The sequence below is a fragment of the Paenibacillus sp. S150 genome, from assembly GCF_019352175.1.
Taxonomy (GTDB): domain Bacteria; phylum Bacillota; class Bacilli; order Paenibacillales; family Paenibacillaceae; genus Paenibacillus_AQ.
Map to the genome: position 1 here is coordinate 1 of NZ_JACBYI010000021.1, position 17402 is coordinate 17402.

Consider the following 17402-nt stretch of genomic DNA (forward strand, 5'->3'; position numbering starts at 1 on the left):
AACTAAAGTAGCGCATTCGGATACCGGAACATCCCTAGTGGGAAAAAGTACAACTAATCCGGCTGATATCAGGCATTTGGGGGGAGCGGGCCTCCATTAGGTGTACAAAATCCCACTAAAGCCCGTTGAAGCCAAAATTCCAGCCCATTAGTGTTACTTTTTACACTTCGCTTCAGTCCCCTATGAACCTCTCCCTTGCGTTCCATCAGCTTGTTCAGGTTCGCCGGTTCCATTCCTATACATTAAGTTTCTTTATTGTGTTTTTTTTAAGATTACAGAACCGTCTCCCGCTTAAACAGCGGAGCGGACGGACCCGCGGAACAGCGGCCGCGGCCGCCTGGGTCTCCGGATTTTCACCGCTAAGGGGAATGAAAAAAATCTGGAGAGCACAGTTATCGGAACAACGCTCCGTTCACGGAGCGGCCACTCCAAAAGCCTATGTATATCCTACGCAAAATAACCCCACAAAGCCATCCATGCCGCTGACGAGGCACCACAGATGATGGAAATGGGGGTAGATTTTGTTGCGTTTAATTTCTTGCGGCCTTTAAGCGCTTATCCTCATCCGTAAAGTTATTTCCAAAGTAATGGGGACTTGGCTTCGATGATTTACTCAGGTGCTTTGCGGGAACCCCAAAGCATATAAATTCTCTTTTTAAAAAAAGCGCCAAGCCGGCTCACGGCTTGACGCGAATTGAATTATTATGCTCCGGCTGCTGAGTATTAATACTCGCTGGCATGCTCCACCAGGACCGGTTCAGAATACGCATTGCCCAGCACACGCTGTCTCTTCTTCACGACTTCAGGCGGCTCGACCGCCGGGGCCATCGGGTGCATCAGCCAGGACTTCACCAAATGCGAATCCGACACCTTGTACATAGGAGGCTCTTTCTCCAAGTCAATTTGCATGGCGTAGGTGCTGCGGAGGGCAAAAGCATCGCCCTTCGGCGGCTTGATCAGATCCGGCGGCGTTCCCGGAATCGCAGTAAGCAGCGAGCCTTTGCTCTCCAGGCTTGGCATGGAAGCCAGCAAGCCCCAGGTATAAGGATGCCTTGGATCATAGAAAATTTCTTCAGCCGTTCCCATTTCAACAATTTGACCGGCATACATAACAGCTACACGGTCAGCCATTCTGGCTACAACCCCGAGGTCATGGGTAATGAAGATAATCGCGGTGTCGATCTTCTTCTGGAGATCCTTCATCAGATCCAGGATTTGCGCCTGAATCGTTACGTCGAGCGCGGTAGTAGGCTCGTCCGCAATCAGAAGCTTGGGATTCGCCGCAAGTGCCATGGCGATAACCACACGTTGGCGCATTCCGCCGCTGAACTCATGGGGATACTGCTGAAAACGCCGTTCCGGTGAAGGAATGCCCACCAGATTAAGCAGCTCGATAGCGCGTTTGTATGCCGCATCCTTGGAGATTTTCTCGTGCTTGAACAGCACCTCGGTAATTTGTCTGCCGACCTTCATCATCGGATTCAACGAGGTCATCGGATCCTGGAAGATCATCCCGATTTCTTTACCGCGGATTTTCTGCATTTGTTTTTCAGTTTTGCCGATCAGGTCCTGCCCGTCAAACAGAATCTGCCCGCGCTTGTATTCACCCATAGGCTGGGGAACCAGCTTCATGACCGCCTGCGAAGTTACGCTCTTACCGGAACCGGATTCGCCCACGATCGCCAGTGTTTCCCCTTTATTTACATGAAAGCTTACACCGCGGATCGCTTGAACCTCGCCTCCGCGTGTTCTGAATGATATAGCCAGGTCTTTTACCTCTAAAAGGCGCTCCATCCTGTCACCCTCTCTGCTTCTTTTCAAATTACGATAATGATTCTCAGGCACATAAAAGCACGCAATAAGTATTATTTTATCTATCTTTGTATACTTACGTCAAGAATTTTCTGAAAACCGGCGCTGCCGCCGCAAGCGTGTTCATCTTGGCTTATAGCGTTGCCTGCTCCTCATCAAATCTCCTATAACCGGCGGAGCCAGCAGCCACGGCCAGCGGTCTCCGGCCAGCTGACCATATGATCATTCAAAAGACGGCAGAAGGCGCCTGCTCCCGGAATATACACGAACCGCATGTTCATAGCAAAATCCCCGGCGGATTCACTGCTGCAATATACAGGCGAAGAAGACCGGCTTCTCCTGCGAGAACCGGCCCTCCACCATTTGTTCTATACATTTGCTTCATCCGTGCCCACAAATTCCTTCAAGGTTTCCTGCAAATTCTCAAAGGTCCAGCGCACATGATTCTCATCCTTGTACTGCCGGGAATAGCATTCAATGACCATAATCAGATCCAAATAGAGGTCATACAGCTTGATCCGAAGCCGCTCGCCCGGACTGTCAAATACAGTCCCATACCCCTCCAAGAAAGCCTGAGAATTCTCGAAATGCCGGAAGTAGTACTCCATCAGCACATCCCCCCACAGCGCACGCTCCCAGTCAATAATGGAGACAATGCTGCCGTCTCTGACGAAGATATTGCCGTTCCACAGATCCCAGTGAATCAGACGCGGTTCGGTCACCTCTTCAAGCGCAGGCAAATATCTCTCAATCCCCTGCCTGATTTTGTCATAGGAAGCGGGCAGAACGGCCTTCAGCCTTGCACCATCGTCAAGCACCTTATGAATCATTGCCGTGAAGGTCTCCCGCCAGGTTCTTCCCGTTCCCACTGAAGATTCTCCGAACAGGCCAAAATGCTCTCCCTTAATTTCATTGATCAGGCGCTGATAACGGCCCAATTCGAATTCAATGGAAGCTTTTACTTGTTCTGAAAAACTGTCCTTGACCTCAATGTATGGCTCACCATCAACCTTTTCCATGAAGAAATACGGACTTGGAATCAGCCTGTGGCTCTCATCAAATCCGTATACTGCAGGAACCGGAATGCCGCCGGCTGAAAGAACCAGGCGGAGCGCTTCCACTTCGGCACGCATGATGTCTTTTTCATAGCTCAGCGTCTCAGTCTCTTCGGCAGGCGCAACCTTCAGGATCACCGATCTGCCATCAGCTAATTCAAGATCATAGGCTGTATTAAAAAATCCGCCCGTCAGCTCCTTGCTGCTGATGATGGCTGTGTCTTTGCCAAATGTGCCCTCTGCCAAGGTTCTCAGCTGCTGGTCATCCAGTTTGACCTTAGTGAAGCTCTCCATCCGGTTTAGACCCACCACATATCGGCAAGAGGCTCTTCAATCAGCACCTGGCGGAGATTGTCCACGGCCTTGGAGAATCCTTCTTCGATAGACATCAGGCCATCCTCATGCTCAATGCTGACCACATAGTCATATCCGACTAACCGGAGTGCGCTGATGATATCGGCCCAGACCTTTACATCATGGCCGTAGCCTACCGAACGGAACTGCCAGGCACGGTCCAGCATATTCGTGTAGGACTGCATGTCGGTCAAGCCGTACATATTCACATTCACCGGATCAATCACGGTATCCTTGGCGTGGAAGTGATGAATCGCCCCCTGGCGCCCAAGGATATGAATAGCCTGCACCGGATCAATCCCCTGCCACCACATATGGCTTGGATCAAGGTTCGCGCCGATCACTTCTCCCGCAGCCTCTCTCAGACGGAGCAATGTAGCCGGCGTATGCACGGAGAAGCCTCCATGCAGCTCAAGGCCAATCTTCACATCATGCTGCGCGGCAAAAGCTCCCCATTCCGTCCAATACGGAATCACCTTGTTCTCCCATTGCCAGGCCAGAATCTCCTGGTAGTCATTCGGCCACGGAGCCACCGGCCAGTTCGGGTATTTGGCATCCTCATGGTCACCCGGGCAGCCGGAGAAGGTGTTCACAACGGAAACGCCAAGCTTCTGCGCCAATTTGACGGAGTTGACGAAATCCTCGTGATCTTTGCGGGCCAGCTCTTTCTGGGGATGCAGCGGATTGCCGTGGCAGCTCAGCGCACTGACCGTCAGGCCGCGGGACTCTACCGCATGCTTGAACTCTTTGAGTGCCGCCTCATTCTCCAGCAGCAGCTTGGGATCGCAGTGGCTGTTGCCCGGATTGCCTCCGGTGCCGATTTCCACCGCCTTCAGCCCTTTGGAAGCTACATAATCCAGCGCGTCCTCCAGCTTGCGACCGCCGAAAAGCACCATAAATACTCCAAGTTTCATTGCCCTGCCGCCTCTCGTCCTTGAATATTGTGAAGATTCTTGGATTAAATTAATACTCGTCAAAATCCTTAATGGTCTGATTGGATTCCGCAGCCGCAAATATTGCTTCGATCAGCTTCAGCACGCGCAGAACCTCGGTATTCTTGACAATCGGTACCGCAGTCCCCTCAATGACATCCGCAAAGTTGGCATAGAAGCCGGAGGACAGCTCCGCTGCCGGCGGCAGCGCTTCGGTGATTGTGGCTCCCTCCGAAGGCGGAGCCATGGTCTTCGTCAGACCCACACCGGCACGGATTGGAGTCGGCTCCAGTCTTTCATTTTCCTGGTTGCGTGTAACAATCCGCCCCGTCAGCGACCAGTCTTCAATGATCCCGGTGCCTTCCGTACCCTTTACGTACCATCTTGGCAGCGTGATGAAGTTAGTGGTGCCCACCTCTACAACAGCTTTGACGCCGTTCTCGAATTGCAGCACGGCCTCGAAGCCGTCATCCACTTCATTGCCCAGGATAAAGCTCAGGCTGCTGCTGACACTGGATACCTTGCTGTCAATCATGAACAGCAGCTGGTCCAGCAGATGTACGCCCCAGTCCAGCAGCATCCCCCCGCCCTGCGCCTTCACATGACGCCAGTCGCCCGGAATTCCGTTGGCTCCGTGCACACGCGATTCAAGCTGGAACAACGGGCCGATCGTGCCGTGGTCATACATTTCCTTGATGACCCGGAAATCCTCATCCCAGCGGCGGTTCTGATGGACCATCATAATGCGTCCTGCGGCTTCAGCCGCTTCAAGCATTTCTTTGAACTCCTCCGAGGATAACGCCACCGGCTTCTCGCAGATCACATGCTTGCCTGCCCTGAACGCAGCGAGGGCGATTTCCTTGTGCACATCGTTGGGTGTGGCAATCAATATGGTTTCAACCTTCGGATCAGCCAGAACCTCCCCGTAGCTGGCATAAGCGGTATATCCCGCCTCCACCGAAGCACTGCGGCGTTCCTGCAGCAGATCAAACGTTCCGGCCACCTCAAGGCGGCCGCTTTCCTCAATCAAATGCGTGTGATAGCTTCCCATTCCGCCATAGCCGACAATGGCGATAGTATGCTTCTGTGAACTCATGGTCTCCACTCCTGTTTCTGTAGAAGATATTGCTGGTTGTTCCAATCAGTTGCCAGAGCTTCCGTCGAAGTATACCGCGCGGCCTGTGCGCGCAGATTCATAAACCGCTTCAAGTATTTGCGTCACCACAAAAGCCTGCTCCGGCTTAACAACCGGCTCTTTGTCTTCACTTACCGCTTCCAGCCACAGCCGGGCTTCGCGGTCAGCTTCAGTCTCCGCGGCTCCACTGTAGAAAGCTACACCGCCGGAGGACAGATCCACCTTGGTCTCGTACAGGCGTCCGGCGCGTTCTCCGTTCAAACGCAGACCGTCCTTCATATCCGCGCCGCCTTCTGTACCCGCCAGCATGGTTTTGGCTTCACCGAACTCCGACACATTCAGCGCCCAACTGGATTCCAAGGAAATTGTAGCACCATTTTCCATCGTAATAAAGCCAAAGGCCGAGTCTTCCACCTTGAACTGCTCCGGGTCCCAGGGACCGAAGGCATTCGCCGCATTCTTCTTCTGCCCCAGCTTGTGGAACGTGGAACCGACCACCATGCGGGGTTTGTAGTTATCCATCAGCCACAATGTAAGATCCAGCGCGTGTGTGCCGATATCGATCAGCGGGCCTCCGCCTTGCTTCTCTTCATCCAGAAAGACGCCCCAGGTTGGAACCGCGCGGCGGCGCAGCGCAATCGCCTTGCCGTAATAAATGTCGCCGAGCTCCCCGCTCTCGCAAAGGCCCTTCAGATATTCGCTGTCCGGACGGAAGCGGTTCTGGTAGGCGATGGAGAGCTTCTTGCCTGTGCGGCGTGCGGCATCGAGCATTTCCCGAGCCTGTGCACTTGTCTTGGCCATCGGCTTCTCGCACATGACATGCTTGCCTGCCTCCAGCGCCGCCACCGAGATCACGGAATGGCTGTCATTCGGTGTGCATACATGAACAATATCAAATCCGCCGTCTGCCAGGAGCTCCCGGAAATCCGTGTATACGGCTGCATCTTCAGTACCGTAGGTTTTGGCCGCCTCCTGGGCGCGTTCTTCAATAATATCGCAGAATGCCACCATTTCGGCATTTTTCTGACGCGACAGGCTTGGCATATGTTTGCCGTTTGCGATGCCACCGCAACCGATAATGGCAATTTTGAGTTTGTTAGACATGAACTTTTCCTCCTTGATTGGCATAAGCCTTTATCCACTTCAAGCTGTCCGCGACGCTCTCAAGCGGCGAACGGCTGCAATAATCCTGCTCCACTACCGCCCATTCCGCGCCCGCCGCATCAGCGGCCTCCAGAATTGCGGCGAGATTCACTTCCCCTTCGCCCAGCACAACCGTCTCTGCCGAGCCGTCTTCACGCTTCCTCATATCCTTCAGATGGATAATCGGCAGGCGCCCGGCATATTTGCGGATATATTCCACCGGATCATAGCCGCCGTAGTATACCCAGCAGGTATCCATTTCCACTTGCAGCAGCTCGGCAGGCACTTCCTCAAATATGCCGTCAAAGACCGTGCGTCCGCCGAATTGCTCAGTGAATTCAAAATCATGATTATGATAAGAAAGAACTGCTCCCTGCGCGTTGCATTTCTCCCCGATAATCCGCAATCCCTTGACAGCCTCTTCCCAATTGCGCTGCTCCTCGGTCAAATAAGGCACAATCAGATTGCGGTTGCCGATGGCCAGATTGAAGCTGATCTCCTGCTCGGTATCATTCAGCATGGCATCATACGGACGGTGCGCTCCAAGCGGAACCAGTCCCGTTTCCTGAAGCAGCGCACTTACTTCCTCTGCCGTCCGGCCAAAAAAATGATAAAATTCCACACCGCTGTATCCCAGCTCCGCCACTTTGCGCAATGTTCCTTCGAAATCCTGTTCCAGTTCTTCTCTCAGCGTGTACAGCTGCAACCCGATCTTCAGCATCTTTGACTCACTCCTGTTTGGTCTGAATTTCATTTGAACTTCTTTCCTGCTTCTTATCGTTCCCGAAAAGCCACTTTCTGTGCTTCACCTGAACAAAAGGGCTGCAAAACCTGAATGTCCAATATCTGTATTTCTTACCCCTTGGTTTCCACTGGTTAGCCTATGTAGCTTTCAGAGCCGCTATAAAGCCTCCTCCACATCATTTATATGTTTTTTGCTTAGGTCCATGGTAATATGAAAGCGTATATAATAAAATGAATAATATGATTAAAACATGAACAATCTGCTTATCATTTAAAAGCCATTCTACATCACCCGGAGGGAACCATGACACACTCTGCACCCTGCCATGTACTGTCGGCCGGTTTCTCATTCCACCGCAAGCCGTTCCACGTGTCCCAGAATGAAGGTGTCCAATATCACCTTCTGCGCCTTCAGACTGAAGGACGCAGCCGGACAATGATCGGCGGCGTTGTCACCCCGGTGGAGAGCGGCGACCTCATGCTTTTTGCACCAAGCGACCCCTATAATTTAAGCATCGACAAAGAGAATTTCCCCGTCGGCAAGCCGCGGATCCAAAGCGGGGATTACCATATCTTCTGCGGAGGCCCGTGGATTGAGGAATGGTGGACCCGCAAGCAGCGCCCGCTGATTCTCCCCATGCCGCTCAGCGATTATTTCCTCGGCCTCTTCCGCCAGCTCGTGCTGGAGCAGCGCCGCTTGTCCGACTCCTCACCGGAGATTTCCGCTTGTTATCTGCAGATTCTCTGTATGGAAATCGACAGGCTGATGTCTGAGCAGCCCGCAGTCTCGCCCAAAGGCTATCTGGCTTACCGGATGAAGCAATATGTAGAGGAGCATGCCGCCTATCCGTTCCGGCTTGAGGATGTGGCCGGGCATGTGGATATTTCCGTTTCCCGGGCGGTCCATCTGTTCAAGGAGGCTTTTGGCACCACAATTGTCAAGTATGTCAACGACGTCAGGCTCGATATGGCGCGGGAACGGATCACCTTCAGCCCCATGCCGCTGGAGCATGTCTCCGAAACCTGCGGCTTCGCCAGCTACACTTATTTCCACCGCGTGTTCCGCGGACGCTTCGGGATGTCTCCCAAGCAATACCGCATATACAGCCGGCAAATAGAAATGACTTCATTATCCTAGTGATTATTTCCCCAGGACATGCACAAGGAGCGCCATCTTGAAAGATCCGCTCCTTGTGTTTGACCTTATTCAATTGCTGCCGCTTGCTTGGGGTGATCCGGACATGCTGGGATATTGCTCCGAAATGCTCATTTTGCCTGCGGTTCCGTTCCGCGCACCAGGTGCCGGAGCGTTCAGCCTTGAGCAGGGCTTTTTGCGTTTTTGTGCGTGCCATGAGGGCTACACTCCTTTTTAACTGAATGATCAGCGCAGGGCTTCATCCCCTCTGCCGGTATTTTAATTTTAACATATTCTCACGGCCATTTCCCGGTATAATTGATTATAATCAACCGGCCCAGCCCGCGCGCTTGCACTGGCAGGTTCGGTTACAGTATCCTTGATGGGTACGAGGCCAGACGGAATTATGGTCATTGATGTGAACGGGTATATCTGATACAGCATACGCAAGGAAATCAAACTTGCCCGGCTCGCGGGCAAAACAGCGGAGCATTGGAAAAGCCTGTAATTCACGGATGCGGAGGAGAATTCAATGAAATACGATGTGCTGTATGAAGGGGCCTTTGCCATGCTCAAGGTGCACTTGAATCCGGGCGAAAGTGTCAAGGCGGAGATGGGGGCAATGGTCGCCATGTCGCCAAACGTTGAGCTTAGAGGCACCGTGGACGGCGGCCTGATGCGGGGTCTGGGCAGAATGCTCAGCGGGGAGAAATTTTTCTTCCAGGAGCTGACGGCAACCCGCGGTTCAAGCGAGGTGCTGCTCTCGCCGGGCTCCCTTGGCGACATTCAGGCCATCGAGCTGGACGGATCGTACAAGCTGTATGTGCAGAAGGACGGCTTCCTCGCCGGAACCCACGGCATTCAGGTAAATACAAAGATGCAGAATTTGACGCGCGGGCTTTTTTCCGGCGAAGGCTTTTTCATTATTGAAATCAGCGGCAGCGGCACCGTATTCCTCTCTTCGTTCGGAGCGATCCATGCGATCAACCTGGAGCCGGGCGAGGAAATGATTATTGACAACGGACATTTGGTGGCGTGGCCGGATTATATGGATTACAAGGTGGAAAAGGCAGCCTCCGGCTGGCTGAACAGCCTGACGAGCGGCGAGGCCCTGGTCTGCCGGTTCCGCGGCGAGGGCGTGGTGCTGGTGCAATCCCGCAATCCGGGCAGCTTCGGAACATGGATCAAATCCTTTGTGCCTTCCAGACCGTGACAAACCATAAAAACGGCATTTCAGAGCGCAGACAGCGGACTCTTGAAATGCCGTTTTGGGGATATGCAGAAAGTGCAGCTAAGCCATCAGCCGGTCCAAATGATAAGCCACCAGCTTGACCATTTCCTCCGGTGTGACCTGCGCCGGGTGAATGACATTATGCAGCACCAGGCCATCCACCAGGCCATGCAGCACCTTGATCTCCAGCTCCAGGTCCAGCCCTTTCTTCAGCAGCTGCTCCGAGACCAGGAACTCCATCATTTGGCGAAAACCCTCATACAGGCCGTTATGCACTTCCTGCTTCAAGGCCTGGATCTTCGGATCGGCTACGGCTCTGCCGATAAAAGCAAGCCAAACCTCCGCCTCAATCCTCCGCTCTTCGTCCAGCGGCATCAGCTCGCCGATCAGACTCTCAACATCCTTGCGGGGGTCACCGGAGAATTGAAAGGCTCCTACACGGGCATAGCCCCTCTCCGTCACCAGCTTCATGGAGAAAGCCAGCAGCTCGGACTGGCTCACAAAATAATGCCGGAGCGAGCCAAGCGACATGCCGGCTTCCTTGGCAACATTACGCACCGAAGCGGCTTCCAGCCCCTCACGGCGGATGATTCTCCACGCAGCTTCAGCCAAGCGGTTGCGGCGTTCCCCGTGATCTACTCTTTTGGGCATGGAGGCTCTTTAGCAGGACAGACCATCGGAACAGATGCCGTACTCATGAGACCTCCTGGCATTCCTTTTCCCTTTTGCAGCCGCTTCGCTTGCATGAATTATAGGTGCCCTTGAAATCGAGCCGGTGATCGGTGACGTTGAAGCCATATTCACGTTCCAGCCGGAGCTCCAGCTCGTGAAGCCAATCATCCTTGATTTCCTCCAGCCTGCCGCAGACATTGCAGATCAGGTGGTGGTGCATATGGGCATGATCGTCATCGCGCAGATCATAGCGGGCGACGCCATCGCCGAAATTCATCTTTTCTACAATATGAAGCTCACACAGCAGCTCCAGCGTACGGTATACCGTCGCAAGTCCAAGATGCGGATAGCTGTTCTTCACAAGCATGTATACCTCTTCCACGCTTAAATGATCCTTCTCATTATCAAGCAGGACTTTGACTATGGCCTCACGCTGTGGTGTTAATTTATAATTTTGCGCAGCAAATTGCTGACTGATATTAACAATCGGATTCACCTTAAGTCTCCCACCTTTCCGGAAGCGCAAAACTGAGATTATAATTAGTAATCGTTACGAACTAAGCATAACAAAAATGCCCCCCAAAGAAAAGGGTCTGACATCATTATAACATCTCTTTGCGGAATTCAGCACAAAGCATCAAAAAAAAACGGCAAGAATACGGCATAATGGACTCTGTACCCCACTTGCAATGGAATGAATCAGATGAATTATTTTCCCGGTTAAATAAGGATTACGATATATATTCCCGTGGACTGAGCACCCGCCCATACGGGCCGCCGCCTCCTTTCCATACCTTATAGAAACAGATGAGTTATGGAAGTGAGGATGACACGGATGGCAAAAGCACAACCTAAAAAAGCCCGGCGCCTGGTGACGGCCCGCGTTCTGGGCCAGGTCAGCAGATCCATGCTGCCGTTTTACCGAAAGATTGCCACCAGCCGCAGCTTCGCCGGGCAATGGTCCACCGCCGTCGTTACCGCAGATCTTGCCCTGATGGGCAAGCTGCTGGCGGATATACCCGCCTTGGCTGGCACAGAGAATTACGGAACGAACGGAATCGGCTATTTCATCTCTTTCCCCTTTCCGCCGCCGGTTGCCTTCTATACGAATGGAACGACGATCCCGCCGGGTATGGTGCAGTTCACCTTCAGCACGCAGGCGCACCGGAGTGTGGCCCTGGCCGTGATTCCGCTGTACCGGAAGCTTGCAGCCAGCCCCTGCTTTGCCGAGCGCTTTGCCGCCGCAATCCGCCGCAAGGACAACAAAGCCGTAACAGCCATGGTGCGCGGGCTGGTCAAAACGGCTTCATTGAGGTCGGTAACCATTGAAGAGCATGGCGCAGCTCTGCTGTTCAAAACCAGGTTCAGCCAATACCCCTACCGCAATGTGCTGTTTCAGGAATCGATGTAGGCCGGCAGCTAATTTGGACCTAAAATTAAATTGCCTGCAACCTTTCCAGTTTCTGCTTCGTTAGAAGGATTGAACATGGCCAAGCGGCCGGCATCCTACAGACAGAGGTGGAAATGAAATGAATTTCAAAAACAGCGCTTTTGCAGCGATTGCAACGTTATCCCTCCTCACCTTCTCGCTCGGCGGACCCGTTTTCGCCGCGGACAGCAGCTTCAAGGATATTGGCAATGTAAACGGCAGGGACAAAATAAATTCCCTGAAAGAGCAGGGCCTGATCAAGGGCTTCTCCGATACCCGGTTCATGCCCGGCTCCAAGGTTACAACAGCCCAGGGCGTACAGTTCATCTCCGGCGGCCTTCAGCTGAGTCTTGCTGCTATCGATTTCAACAAGGCACCGCTCGCCAGCGGCATATTTACCAAGGTCAAAGACAACGCCTGGTATGCGGAAGCCTTCGTCAACGCTCATTACAACGGCATTGAAATCGACGCCGATATCGATCCCTCGAAGCCAATGACCAAGGAATTGTTCACCAGCCTGCTGATCCAGGGCGTAGAGAAAATCGGCAACCTGCCAATGATCAACATTGTGCCTGCAGATATCGCAGATGCGGATGCTTTGGAGCCATCTTTCCAGGGCAGCATTCAGCGCTCGCTGAAATACAACATCAACACCCTGGATGCAAGCGGCAACTTTAATCCGAAAAAAGAAATCACCCGCGCCGAAGCAGCCGTTATGCTCTACAATGCGCTGGAGTACCTGAACTCCAAAACGGACAGCGCTCCGCAGAACTGAATATTTTTTGCAGATGAGCTGCTCATTGTTGATCGATTCCACAGGAGCAGCTTACTCTAGTTGCCTGCGCAAAGGGGCTGGCCCAAAAGCAGGCTTCCACGATAAAAGCAGACAGTCCTTTAGCATAATGTATAGCGTGAAACATATAAAATCTTATCTTTGAACAAAACGGCTAGGCCTCCTTCACCGGACGGCCTAGCCGTTTTTGATTTCAGATTCAAGGCTGTCCGGGGCTATTCCGATCGCCCTAGCCGGATAACCTTTGCTTTGGCGGTCCCTCCATAGCTTTCTGCTGAACTCCGGCGGTAAGCCCAAGTGGAAAAAGGTCACTTATTTCTCCCCACAACCCCTTTTTCGCAAGCGTTAGTGGGAAAAAGGATACCTAATTCATCCGATTCTTTTCCTTTCTGGGAAATATGCCTAAATTAAGCTTGCTTTTTCCCACTATTCCCTCTGCCGGAAGCCTTCCGTCCATTTTAAGTTGAGTAATTCCACTTCACTCCCCAGCCCCGCAGCATGTGGGAGCCAACCGGCCTCAAGCGTCACTTGCCAAAAGCTCTTAGCCGTCCCACGGCCGTTTCCTCAGGCTGGAAATTCCACAAGAGCTTCAGGGCAGATTCTTCGGCGTACCGTGCTCGATTATGAGTATGCATACGCTCACGGTAAAACAAAAACAGGCTGTCATTGGGCGGCAGCCTGTTCTTACAGCACTTGCAATTAATTCCACCAACAATGGCCCGGCGTAGTCCGGCACCAGGTCCGGTTAATCTTCATCACCGCTCAGCCGGTTCAGAAACTGCAGGGCGCGCGGATTCTCCGTATGCTCCAGCACCTGCTGCGGCGTCCCCTGCTCCAGAATCACACCGCCGTCCATCAGGATAATCTCGTCCGCCACATCGGCGGCGAACTTCATCTCATGGGTGACAATGACCATCGTCATACCCTCGGCGGCAAGCTGCTTGATCACCTTCAGCACCTCGCCTACGAGCTCGGGATCAAGCGCCGAGGTTGGCTCATCGAACAGCAGCACCTCCGGTTCCACCGCCATCGCCCGGGCAATGGCCACTCGCTGCTGCTGTCCTCCGGACAATTGATGCGGAAAGGCCTCCGCCTTGTCTGCGAGGCCAACCTTGGCCAGCAGCGCTTCCGCCCGCTTGCGGGCTTCCTCCCTGGGACGCTTCTGGACGGTAACCTGACCTTCCATTACATTCCCGAGAGCGGTCATATGCGGGAAGAGGTTGTACGACTGAAAGACCATCCCTGTCCGCTGGCGCAGCGCCAGCACCGAACGCTGCGGGATTTTGCCTCCGGCAGTGAACTCCAGCTTGAGGCTGTCCAGCACAAGACTTCCGCGGTCAGGCTGCTCCAGCAGGTTGAAGCAGCGCAGCAAGGTGGTTTTGCCGGAGCCGGAAGGGCCGATAATCACCAGCACCTTGCCGTGTTCGACGGTGAGGTCCACACCCTTCAGCACCTGAAGGGGACCGAAGGACTTATGCAAATTACGGATTTCGATCACGGATACTCCTCCTTATCTCGCCGAGTAACGGTCAAGCCGCTTCTCCAGGTAATTTTGCAGAGCCGACAGCACGGAACAGAAGAGCAGGTAGAACAGGGCCGCTTCAGAGTAGAGCAGCAGCGGTTCATATGAGGTCGCCGTAATCTGCTGGGCTGTTTTGAATATTTCCACATAAGTGATTGTGGCAGCGAGCGAGGTATCCTTGACCAGGCTGATAAAGGAGTTGGACAAAGGCGGTACCGAGACGCGGGCGGCCTGGGGAAGAATGACCCTCCGCAGCGCCTGCCCCCGCGTCATCCCGACAGAGAATGCCGCTTCCCATTGGCCTTTGGGTATGGACAGAATCGCCGCCCGCACGATCTCGGAGGAATATGCGCCGACACTGAGCGTGAACCCGATGGTAGCGGCAATAAAAGGATCAAGGATAATGCCAACCGCCGGCAAGCCGTAAAAGATAATAAACAGCTGCACCAGCAAAGGCGTCCCGCGGATAATCCAAACATAGAAGCGGGCGATCAGCTTGGGCAGGGTCCACGGCGAAAGCCGGATAAGTGCGGTAAACACGGCCAGCAGCAGCCCCAGGATAAATGAAACTACTGCCAGCGGAATGGTAAAAGCCACCCCGGCTTTGAGCAGGGGCAGCATGGAATCAAGGAAAATTTGTATTTTGCGGTCATCCATGGATCAGACATCCTTCTCGGACCTTTGGGCGGCTCCGGCCGCCCTGGTCCATCCGTTATTATTGGGAAACGTCGGCGCCAAAATATTTCTCGGAAATCGCAAGGTACGTGCCGTCACTTTTCATAGCGGCCAGCGCTTCGTTTACAGCCGCAACCAGCTCATCGTTGCCCTTCAAAAAAGCGGCCGCGCTCTGGGAACCCTCGGCGATTTCATCGACAACCTTGATCTTCACATCCGGCTTCTGCTTCTTCAGATCCAGATAGGACAGCCCGTCATTCACGGTGGCGTCAATCCGGCCGGAGGTCAGCAGGTCAATAGCTTGGTTAAAGCCTTCGGTTGCTACGATCTGCGCGCCGTTCTCGCGGGCGATATCGGACAAATTGCTGGTCAGAGACTGGCCGGCCTTTTTGCCCTCCAGATCGGCAAAAGCTTTGATCTCTTCATTATTTTCGCCGACAATCAGCACCGCCTTGGACACGATGTACGGGTCGGAGAAGTCATATTTCACCTTGCGCTCGTCCGTAATCGAAACCTCATTAAAAATCACATCAAAGCGCTTGGCATCCATCCCGGCAAAAATGCCGTCCCACTGGGTCTCGAAGAATTCCGCCTCCACTCCAAGGCGCTTGGCAACCTCTTCAGCGATTTCAACGTCAAATCCGGTAAGCTTGCCGGATGCATCATGGAAGGTAAAGGGGGCATAAGTACCTTCGGTCCCAACACGCAGCTTGCCGCTCGCCAGGATGGCATCCAGACTGTTCTGTTCCGCCGGAGCTGCCGCTCCCTCGGTAGGAGCCGCTGAAGATTCCGGCGCTGTATTATTGCCTCCCGCGTTGCCGGTATTATTGCCGCATGCCGCTGCCAGCACCACCGTCAGCAGCATCAGAATTGTAAGACTAAGCTTTTTCATACAAATTTCCCCTCTCATTTAAATCTCTGTATATTCCGGAATTTAACCGGCAAATTGAATACTAACATCGCCGCGCAAGCGGAGTCAAGAACTTTTTTCCGATAATAAACATCGGAATTATAACATAGCCATTTGAAGGAGCGCTGTCCACTGTATAACCTTGCCCGCAAGGTAATAGCTTGCCCAGAACCCCGCCAGTTTTCCCGGACAAACCGGACACAGCAAAAATATCCCCGTTCCGCGTCTCACCGCTGAATGGGGATTCTTGCGAAGCTGCCGGAAAGGAATGCCCTGCTGAAATTATCCGTGCATTATCTCAGGCTGCACCTGGGACTTGGAGCCGCCCTCGCCGCCTCTGCGTCCTCTGCGCAGCAGAAGACCAAGCACAGCGCCTCCCAGAGCTACGAAGATCATAATATGGAACGTATCGTCAAACCCCTTGGCAAGTACAGTTTGCGTTGCCAGCTTCAAGGCTTCCGGCGAAGCATTCGCCGCAGTATTGCCGGCCGCAGCCGCAGCCTCCTGCATTTCCGCAGCACGCGCCGCTGCCCTTGAGGTCAGGATGGTCACGAGTGTGGATACAGCCAGAGAATTGATAACCTGCTGCATGGAATTGGTCAAGGAAGTCACCCGGTTCACGAGATGGCTTGGCGCCTTGTTCAGCAGATGCGTATTCATCGGCATCACCATCATCCCCATGCCTGCACCGCACATAATCAGCGGCAGAATCAGATCTCTGCCCTGCGTGGCAAGATCCACATGCGAATACTGGTACAGCGCTCCGGAGACCAGGCTGAGTCCACAGACAACCAGCCAGCGCACTCCGATTCTGTCGAACAAAATCCCGGCAATGGGCATCATAAGTCCGGAGGCAACCGCCTGGGGCAGCATCGTCAGACCCGTGTCAAAGGCACCGAAGCCGCGGGCCTGCTGCAAAAACTGCGGAAGCAGAAACAGCGCGCCATAGAGGCCAAACTGAGCGATCCACTGCACAAAGATACCCGTGCTGAAATCTATTGAACGCAGAATCCGCAGCTCCAGCAAAGGGGTCTTCGAGCGCAGCTCGGCAATCACAAAAGCGATTAAGGCCGCAACGCCCAGAGACAAGCCGATCAAGGTTTTGTCGGAGGTCCAACTGTCCGCTCCCTGGCTTACCCCGTATGACAGTGAGGCAAATGCCAGCGGTCCAAGAAAAATCCCCAGCTTGTCCATCCCCGGTACCTGGCTGCGCTCCGTTTTCGGCAGCTTGCGGGAGCCGATCAGAAGACAGATAATGCCGATGGGAATATTAATAAGGAAGATCCAGCGCCAGGAATGATACTCCACCAGCCAGCCGGAGAGCACAGGACCAATCGCCGGAGCGAACAGCACCGGGATGCCCATGATTCCCATAACTACGCCAACCTTGCTCTTGGGAGCCAGCTTATACACATAAGCCATACCTACGGGAAGCACACAGCCGCCGCCCAGTCCCTGCAGGACACGGAACGCAATCAGCCATTCCGCGCTGCTTGGTGTCGCACAGAGAATGGAACCAATGGTGAATACGGTGACAGCTGTCAGAAAAACAGTTTTGGCTCCGAAACGGTCGGACAGCCACCCGGACAACGGGATCACCGAAGCCTGGGCCAGCATATAGCCGGTGACGATCCATTGCAGCGTATTTAAATCCGTGTTGAAATCCTTGACAAGTGTGGACAAGGCCACATTCATTGCCGTACTGTCCAGCACAACCATAAATACACCGGCAATGATCGCCAGCAGCGGAACCAGAATGCTTGACAGGCGAAAATCGGCATCCGGCTTCAGCGTTTGTTCCATCTTTGAACTCCTCCTAAGTTGAACTGCGGGCGAAGGCTCATTGACCGCTGCGCAGCT

General features: G+C 53.6%; 17 protein-coding genes. 5 read left to right on the top strand and 12 right to left on the bottom strand.

Going from position 1 to position 17402, the window contains the following annotated elements; translation table 11 throughout:
- Window positions 1-723: 723 nt before the first annotated feature.
- The 6 genes from HYD27_RS18395 to HYD27_RS18420 all read right to left on the bottom strand — a co-directional run bounded on the left by HYD27_RS18395 (window position 724) and on the right by HYD27_RS18420 (window position 7152).
- Window positions 724-1794, bottom strand: coding sequence for an ABC transporter ATP-binding protein (locus HYD27_RS18395; protein ID WP_219217579.1), 1071 nt, complete (start codon window positions 1792-1794; stop codon window positions 724-726).
- Between the two features lie 386 nt (window positions 1795-2180).
- Window positions 2181-3161, bottom strand: a complete 981-nt coding sequence (locus tag HYD27_RS18400; RefSeq protein WP_219217580.1) for a phosphotransferase family protein — start codon at window positions 3159-3161, stop codon at window positions 2181-2183.
- Between the two features lie 5 nt (window positions 3162-3166).
- Window positions 3167-4135 (bottom strand): sugar phosphate isomerase/epimerase family protein, encoded by a 969-nt coding sequence (locus HYD27_RS18405; RefSeq protein WP_219217581.1) that lies wholly within the window; start codon window positions 4133-4135, stop codon window positions 3167-3169.
- Window positions 4136-4184: 49 nt separating this feature from the next.
- Window positions 4185-5249 carry a Gfo/Idh/MocA family protein gene (locus HYD27_RS18410; protein ID WP_219217583.1) on the bottom strand — a complete coding sequence of 355 codons (1065 nt, stop codon included), beginning with the start codon at window positions 5247-5249 and terminating at the stop codon, window positions 4185-4187.
- Between the two features lie 45 nt (window positions 5250-5294).
- The gene (locus HYD27_RS18415; protein WP_219217585.1) at window positions 5295-6392 is read right to left on the bottom strand and encodes a Gfo/Idh/MocA family protein; all 1098 of its coding nucleotides are present in this window, start codon (window positions 6390-6392) and stop codon (window positions 5295-5297) included.
- Window positions 6385-7152, bottom strand: a complete 768-nt coding sequence (locus HYD27_RS18420) for a sugar phosphate isomerase/epimerase family protein (RefSeq protein WP_219217587.1) — start codon at window positions 7150-7152, stop codon at window positions 6385-6387. The genes HYD27_RS18415 and HYD27_RS18420 overlap by 8 nt, the downstream gene beginning before the upstream one ends.
- Window positions 7153-7479: 327 nt before the next feature.
- On the opposite strand from HYD27_RS18420, the gene HYD27_RS18425 reads away from it, so the two are divergent.
- The 3 genes from HYD27_RS18425 to HYD27_RS18435 all read left to right on the top strand — a co-directional run bounded on the left by HYD27_RS18425 (window position 7480) and on the right by HYD27_RS18435 (window position 9523).
- A complete protein-coding gene (locus HYD27_RS18425; protein ID WP_219217589.1) occupies window positions 7480-8313 on the top strand; it encodes an AraC family transcriptional regulator in 834 nt (277 codons plus the stop codon).
- Between the two features lie 37 nt (window positions 8314-8350).
- Window positions 8351-8548 (top strand): hypothetical protein, encoded by a 198-nt coding sequence (locus HYD27_RS32720; protein ID WP_219217591.1) that lies wholly within the window; start codon window positions 8351-8353, stop codon window positions 8546-8548.
- 294 nt (window positions 8549-8842) lie between these two features.
- The gene (locus tag HYD27_RS18435; RefSeq protein ID WP_219217593.1) at window positions 8843-9523 is read left to right on the top strand and encodes a TIGR00266 family protein; all 681 of its coding nucleotides are present in this window, start codon (window positions 8843-8845) and stop codon (window positions 9521-9523) included.
- Between the two features lie 78 nt (window positions 9524-9601).
- Here HYD27_RS18435 and HYD27_RS18440 read toward each other — a convergent pair whose 3' ends face one another.
- Both HYD27_RS18440 and fur read right to left on the bottom strand, forming a co-directional pair.
- Entirely contained in the window at window positions 9602-10192 is a 591-nt protein-coding gene (locus HYD27_RS18440) for a TetR/AcrR family transcriptional regulator (RefSeq protein ID WP_219217595.1), read from the bottom strand.
- A gap of 43 nt (window positions 10193-10235) precedes the next feature.
- Window positions 10236-10709 carry a ferric iron uptake transcriptional regulator gene (fur, locus tag HYD27_RS18445; RefSeq protein ID WP_219217597.1) on the bottom strand — a complete coding sequence of 158 codons (474 nt, stop codon included), beginning with the start codon at window positions 10707-10709 and terminating at the stop codon, window positions 10236-10238.
- 339 nt (window positions 10710-11048) lie between these two features.
- Between fur and HYD27_RS18450 the strand changes: the two genes are divergently transcribed.
- On the top strand, window positions 11049-11624 hold the full coding sequence (locus tag HYD27_RS18450; RefSeq protein WP_219217600.1) for a hypothetical protein: 576 nt from the start codon (window positions 11049-11051) through the stop codon (window positions 11622-11624).
- A gap of 118 nt (window positions 11625-11742) precedes the next feature.
- Window positions 11743-12417: an S-layer homology domain-containing protein gene (locus tag HYD27_RS18455; protein ID WP_219217602.1), complete on the top strand. Its 675-nt coding sequence runs from the start codon at window positions 11743-11745 to the stop codon at window positions 12415-12417.
- A gap of 763 nt (window positions 12418-13180) precedes the next feature.
- Here HYD27_RS18455 and HYD27_RS18460 read toward each other — a convergent pair.
- The 4 genes from HYD27_RS18460 to HYD27_RS18475 all read right to left on the bottom strand — a co-directional run bounded on the left by HYD27_RS18460 (window position 13181) and on the right by HYD27_RS18475 (window position 17345).
- Entirely contained in the window at window positions 13181-13933 is a 753-nt protein-coding gene (locus HYD27_RS18460) for an amino acid ABC transporter ATP-binding protein (RefSeq protein ID WP_219217604.1), read from the bottom strand.
- A 12-nt stretch (window positions 13934-13945) separates the two neighbouring features.
- Window positions 13946-14614 (bottom strand): amino acid ABC transporter permease, encoded by a 669-nt coding sequence (locus tag HYD27_RS18465; RefSeq protein WP_219217607.1) that lies wholly within the window; start codon window positions 14612-14614, stop codon window positions 13946-13948.
- A 58-nt stretch (window positions 14615-14672) separates the two neighbouring features.
- Complete coding sequence (locus HYD27_RS18470; RefSeq protein ID WP_219217608.1) at window positions 14673-15524, bottom strand: amino acid ABC transporter substrate-binding protein; 852 nt, start codon at window positions 15522-15524, stop codon at window positions 14673-14675.
- A 300-nt stretch (window positions 15525-15824) separates the two neighbouring features.
- Window positions 15825-17345 (bottom strand): DHA2 family efflux MFS transporter permease subunit, encoded by a 1521-nt coding sequence (locus HYD27_RS18475; RefSeq protein ID WP_219217610.1) that lies wholly within the window; start codon window positions 17343-17345, stop codon window positions 15825-15827.
- Window positions 17346-17402 lie beyond the last annotated feature (57 nt).

Bases quoted from the DNA above. Each gene is read 5' to 3' on its own strand.
- HYD27_RS18435 (WP_219217593.1), top strand. From the start codon at position 8,843: ATGAAATACGATGTGCTGTATGAAGGGGCCTTTGCCATGCTCAAGGTG.
- HYD27_RS18415 (WP_219217585.1), bottom strand. From the start codon at position 6,392: ATGTCTAACAAACTCAAAATTGCCATTATCGGTTGCGGTGGCATCGCA.
- HYD27_RS18410 (WP_219217583.1), bottom strand. From the start codon at position 5,249: ATGAGTTCACAGAAGCATACTATCGCCATTGTCGGCTATGGCGGAATG.
- HYD27_RS18475 (WP_219217610.1), bottom strand. From the start codon at position 17,345: ATGGAACAAACGCTGAAGCCGGATGCCGATTTTCGCCTGTCAAGCATT.
- HYD27_RS18395 (WP_219217579.1), bottom strand. From the start codon at position 1,794: ATGGAGCGCCTTTTAGAGGTAAAAGACCTGGCTATATCATTCAGAACA.
- HYD27_RS18400 (WP_219217580.1), bottom strand. From the start codon at position 3,161: ATGGAGAGCTTCACTAAGGTCAAACTGGATGACCAGCAGCTGAGAACC.
- HYD27_RS18425 (WP_219217589.1), top strand. From the start codon at position 7,480: ATGACACACTCTGCACCCTGCCATGTACTGTCGGCCGGTTTCTCATTC.
- HYD27_RS18420 (WP_219217587.1), bottom strand. From the start codon at position 7,152: ATGCTGAAGATCGGGTTGCAGCTGTACACGCTGAGAGAAGAACTGGAA.
- HYD27_RS18405 (WP_219217581.1), bottom strand. From the start codon at position 4,135: ATGAAACTTGGAGTATTTATGGTGCTTTTCGGCGGTCGCAAGCTGGAG.
- HYD27_RS18465 (WP_219217607.1), bottom strand. From the start codon at position 14,614: ATGGATGACCGCAAAATACAAATTTTCCTTGATTCCATGCTGCCCCTG.
- HYD27_RS18440 (WP_219217595.1), bottom strand. From the start codon at position 10,192: ATGCCCAAAAGAGTAGATCACGGGGAACGCCGCAACCGCTTGGCTGAA.
- HYD27_RS18450 (WP_219217600.1), top strand. From the start codon at position 11,049: ATGGCAAAAGCACAACCTAAAAAAGCCCGGCGCCTGGTGACGGCCCGC.
- HYD27_RS18470 (WP_219217608.1), bottom strand. From the start codon at position 15,524: ATGAAAAAGCTTAGTCTTACAATTCTGATGCTGCTGACGGTGGTGCTG.
- HYD27_RS18455 (WP_219217602.1), top strand. From the start codon at position 11,743: ATGAATTTCAAAAACAGCGCTTTTGCAGCGATTGCAACGTTATCCCTC.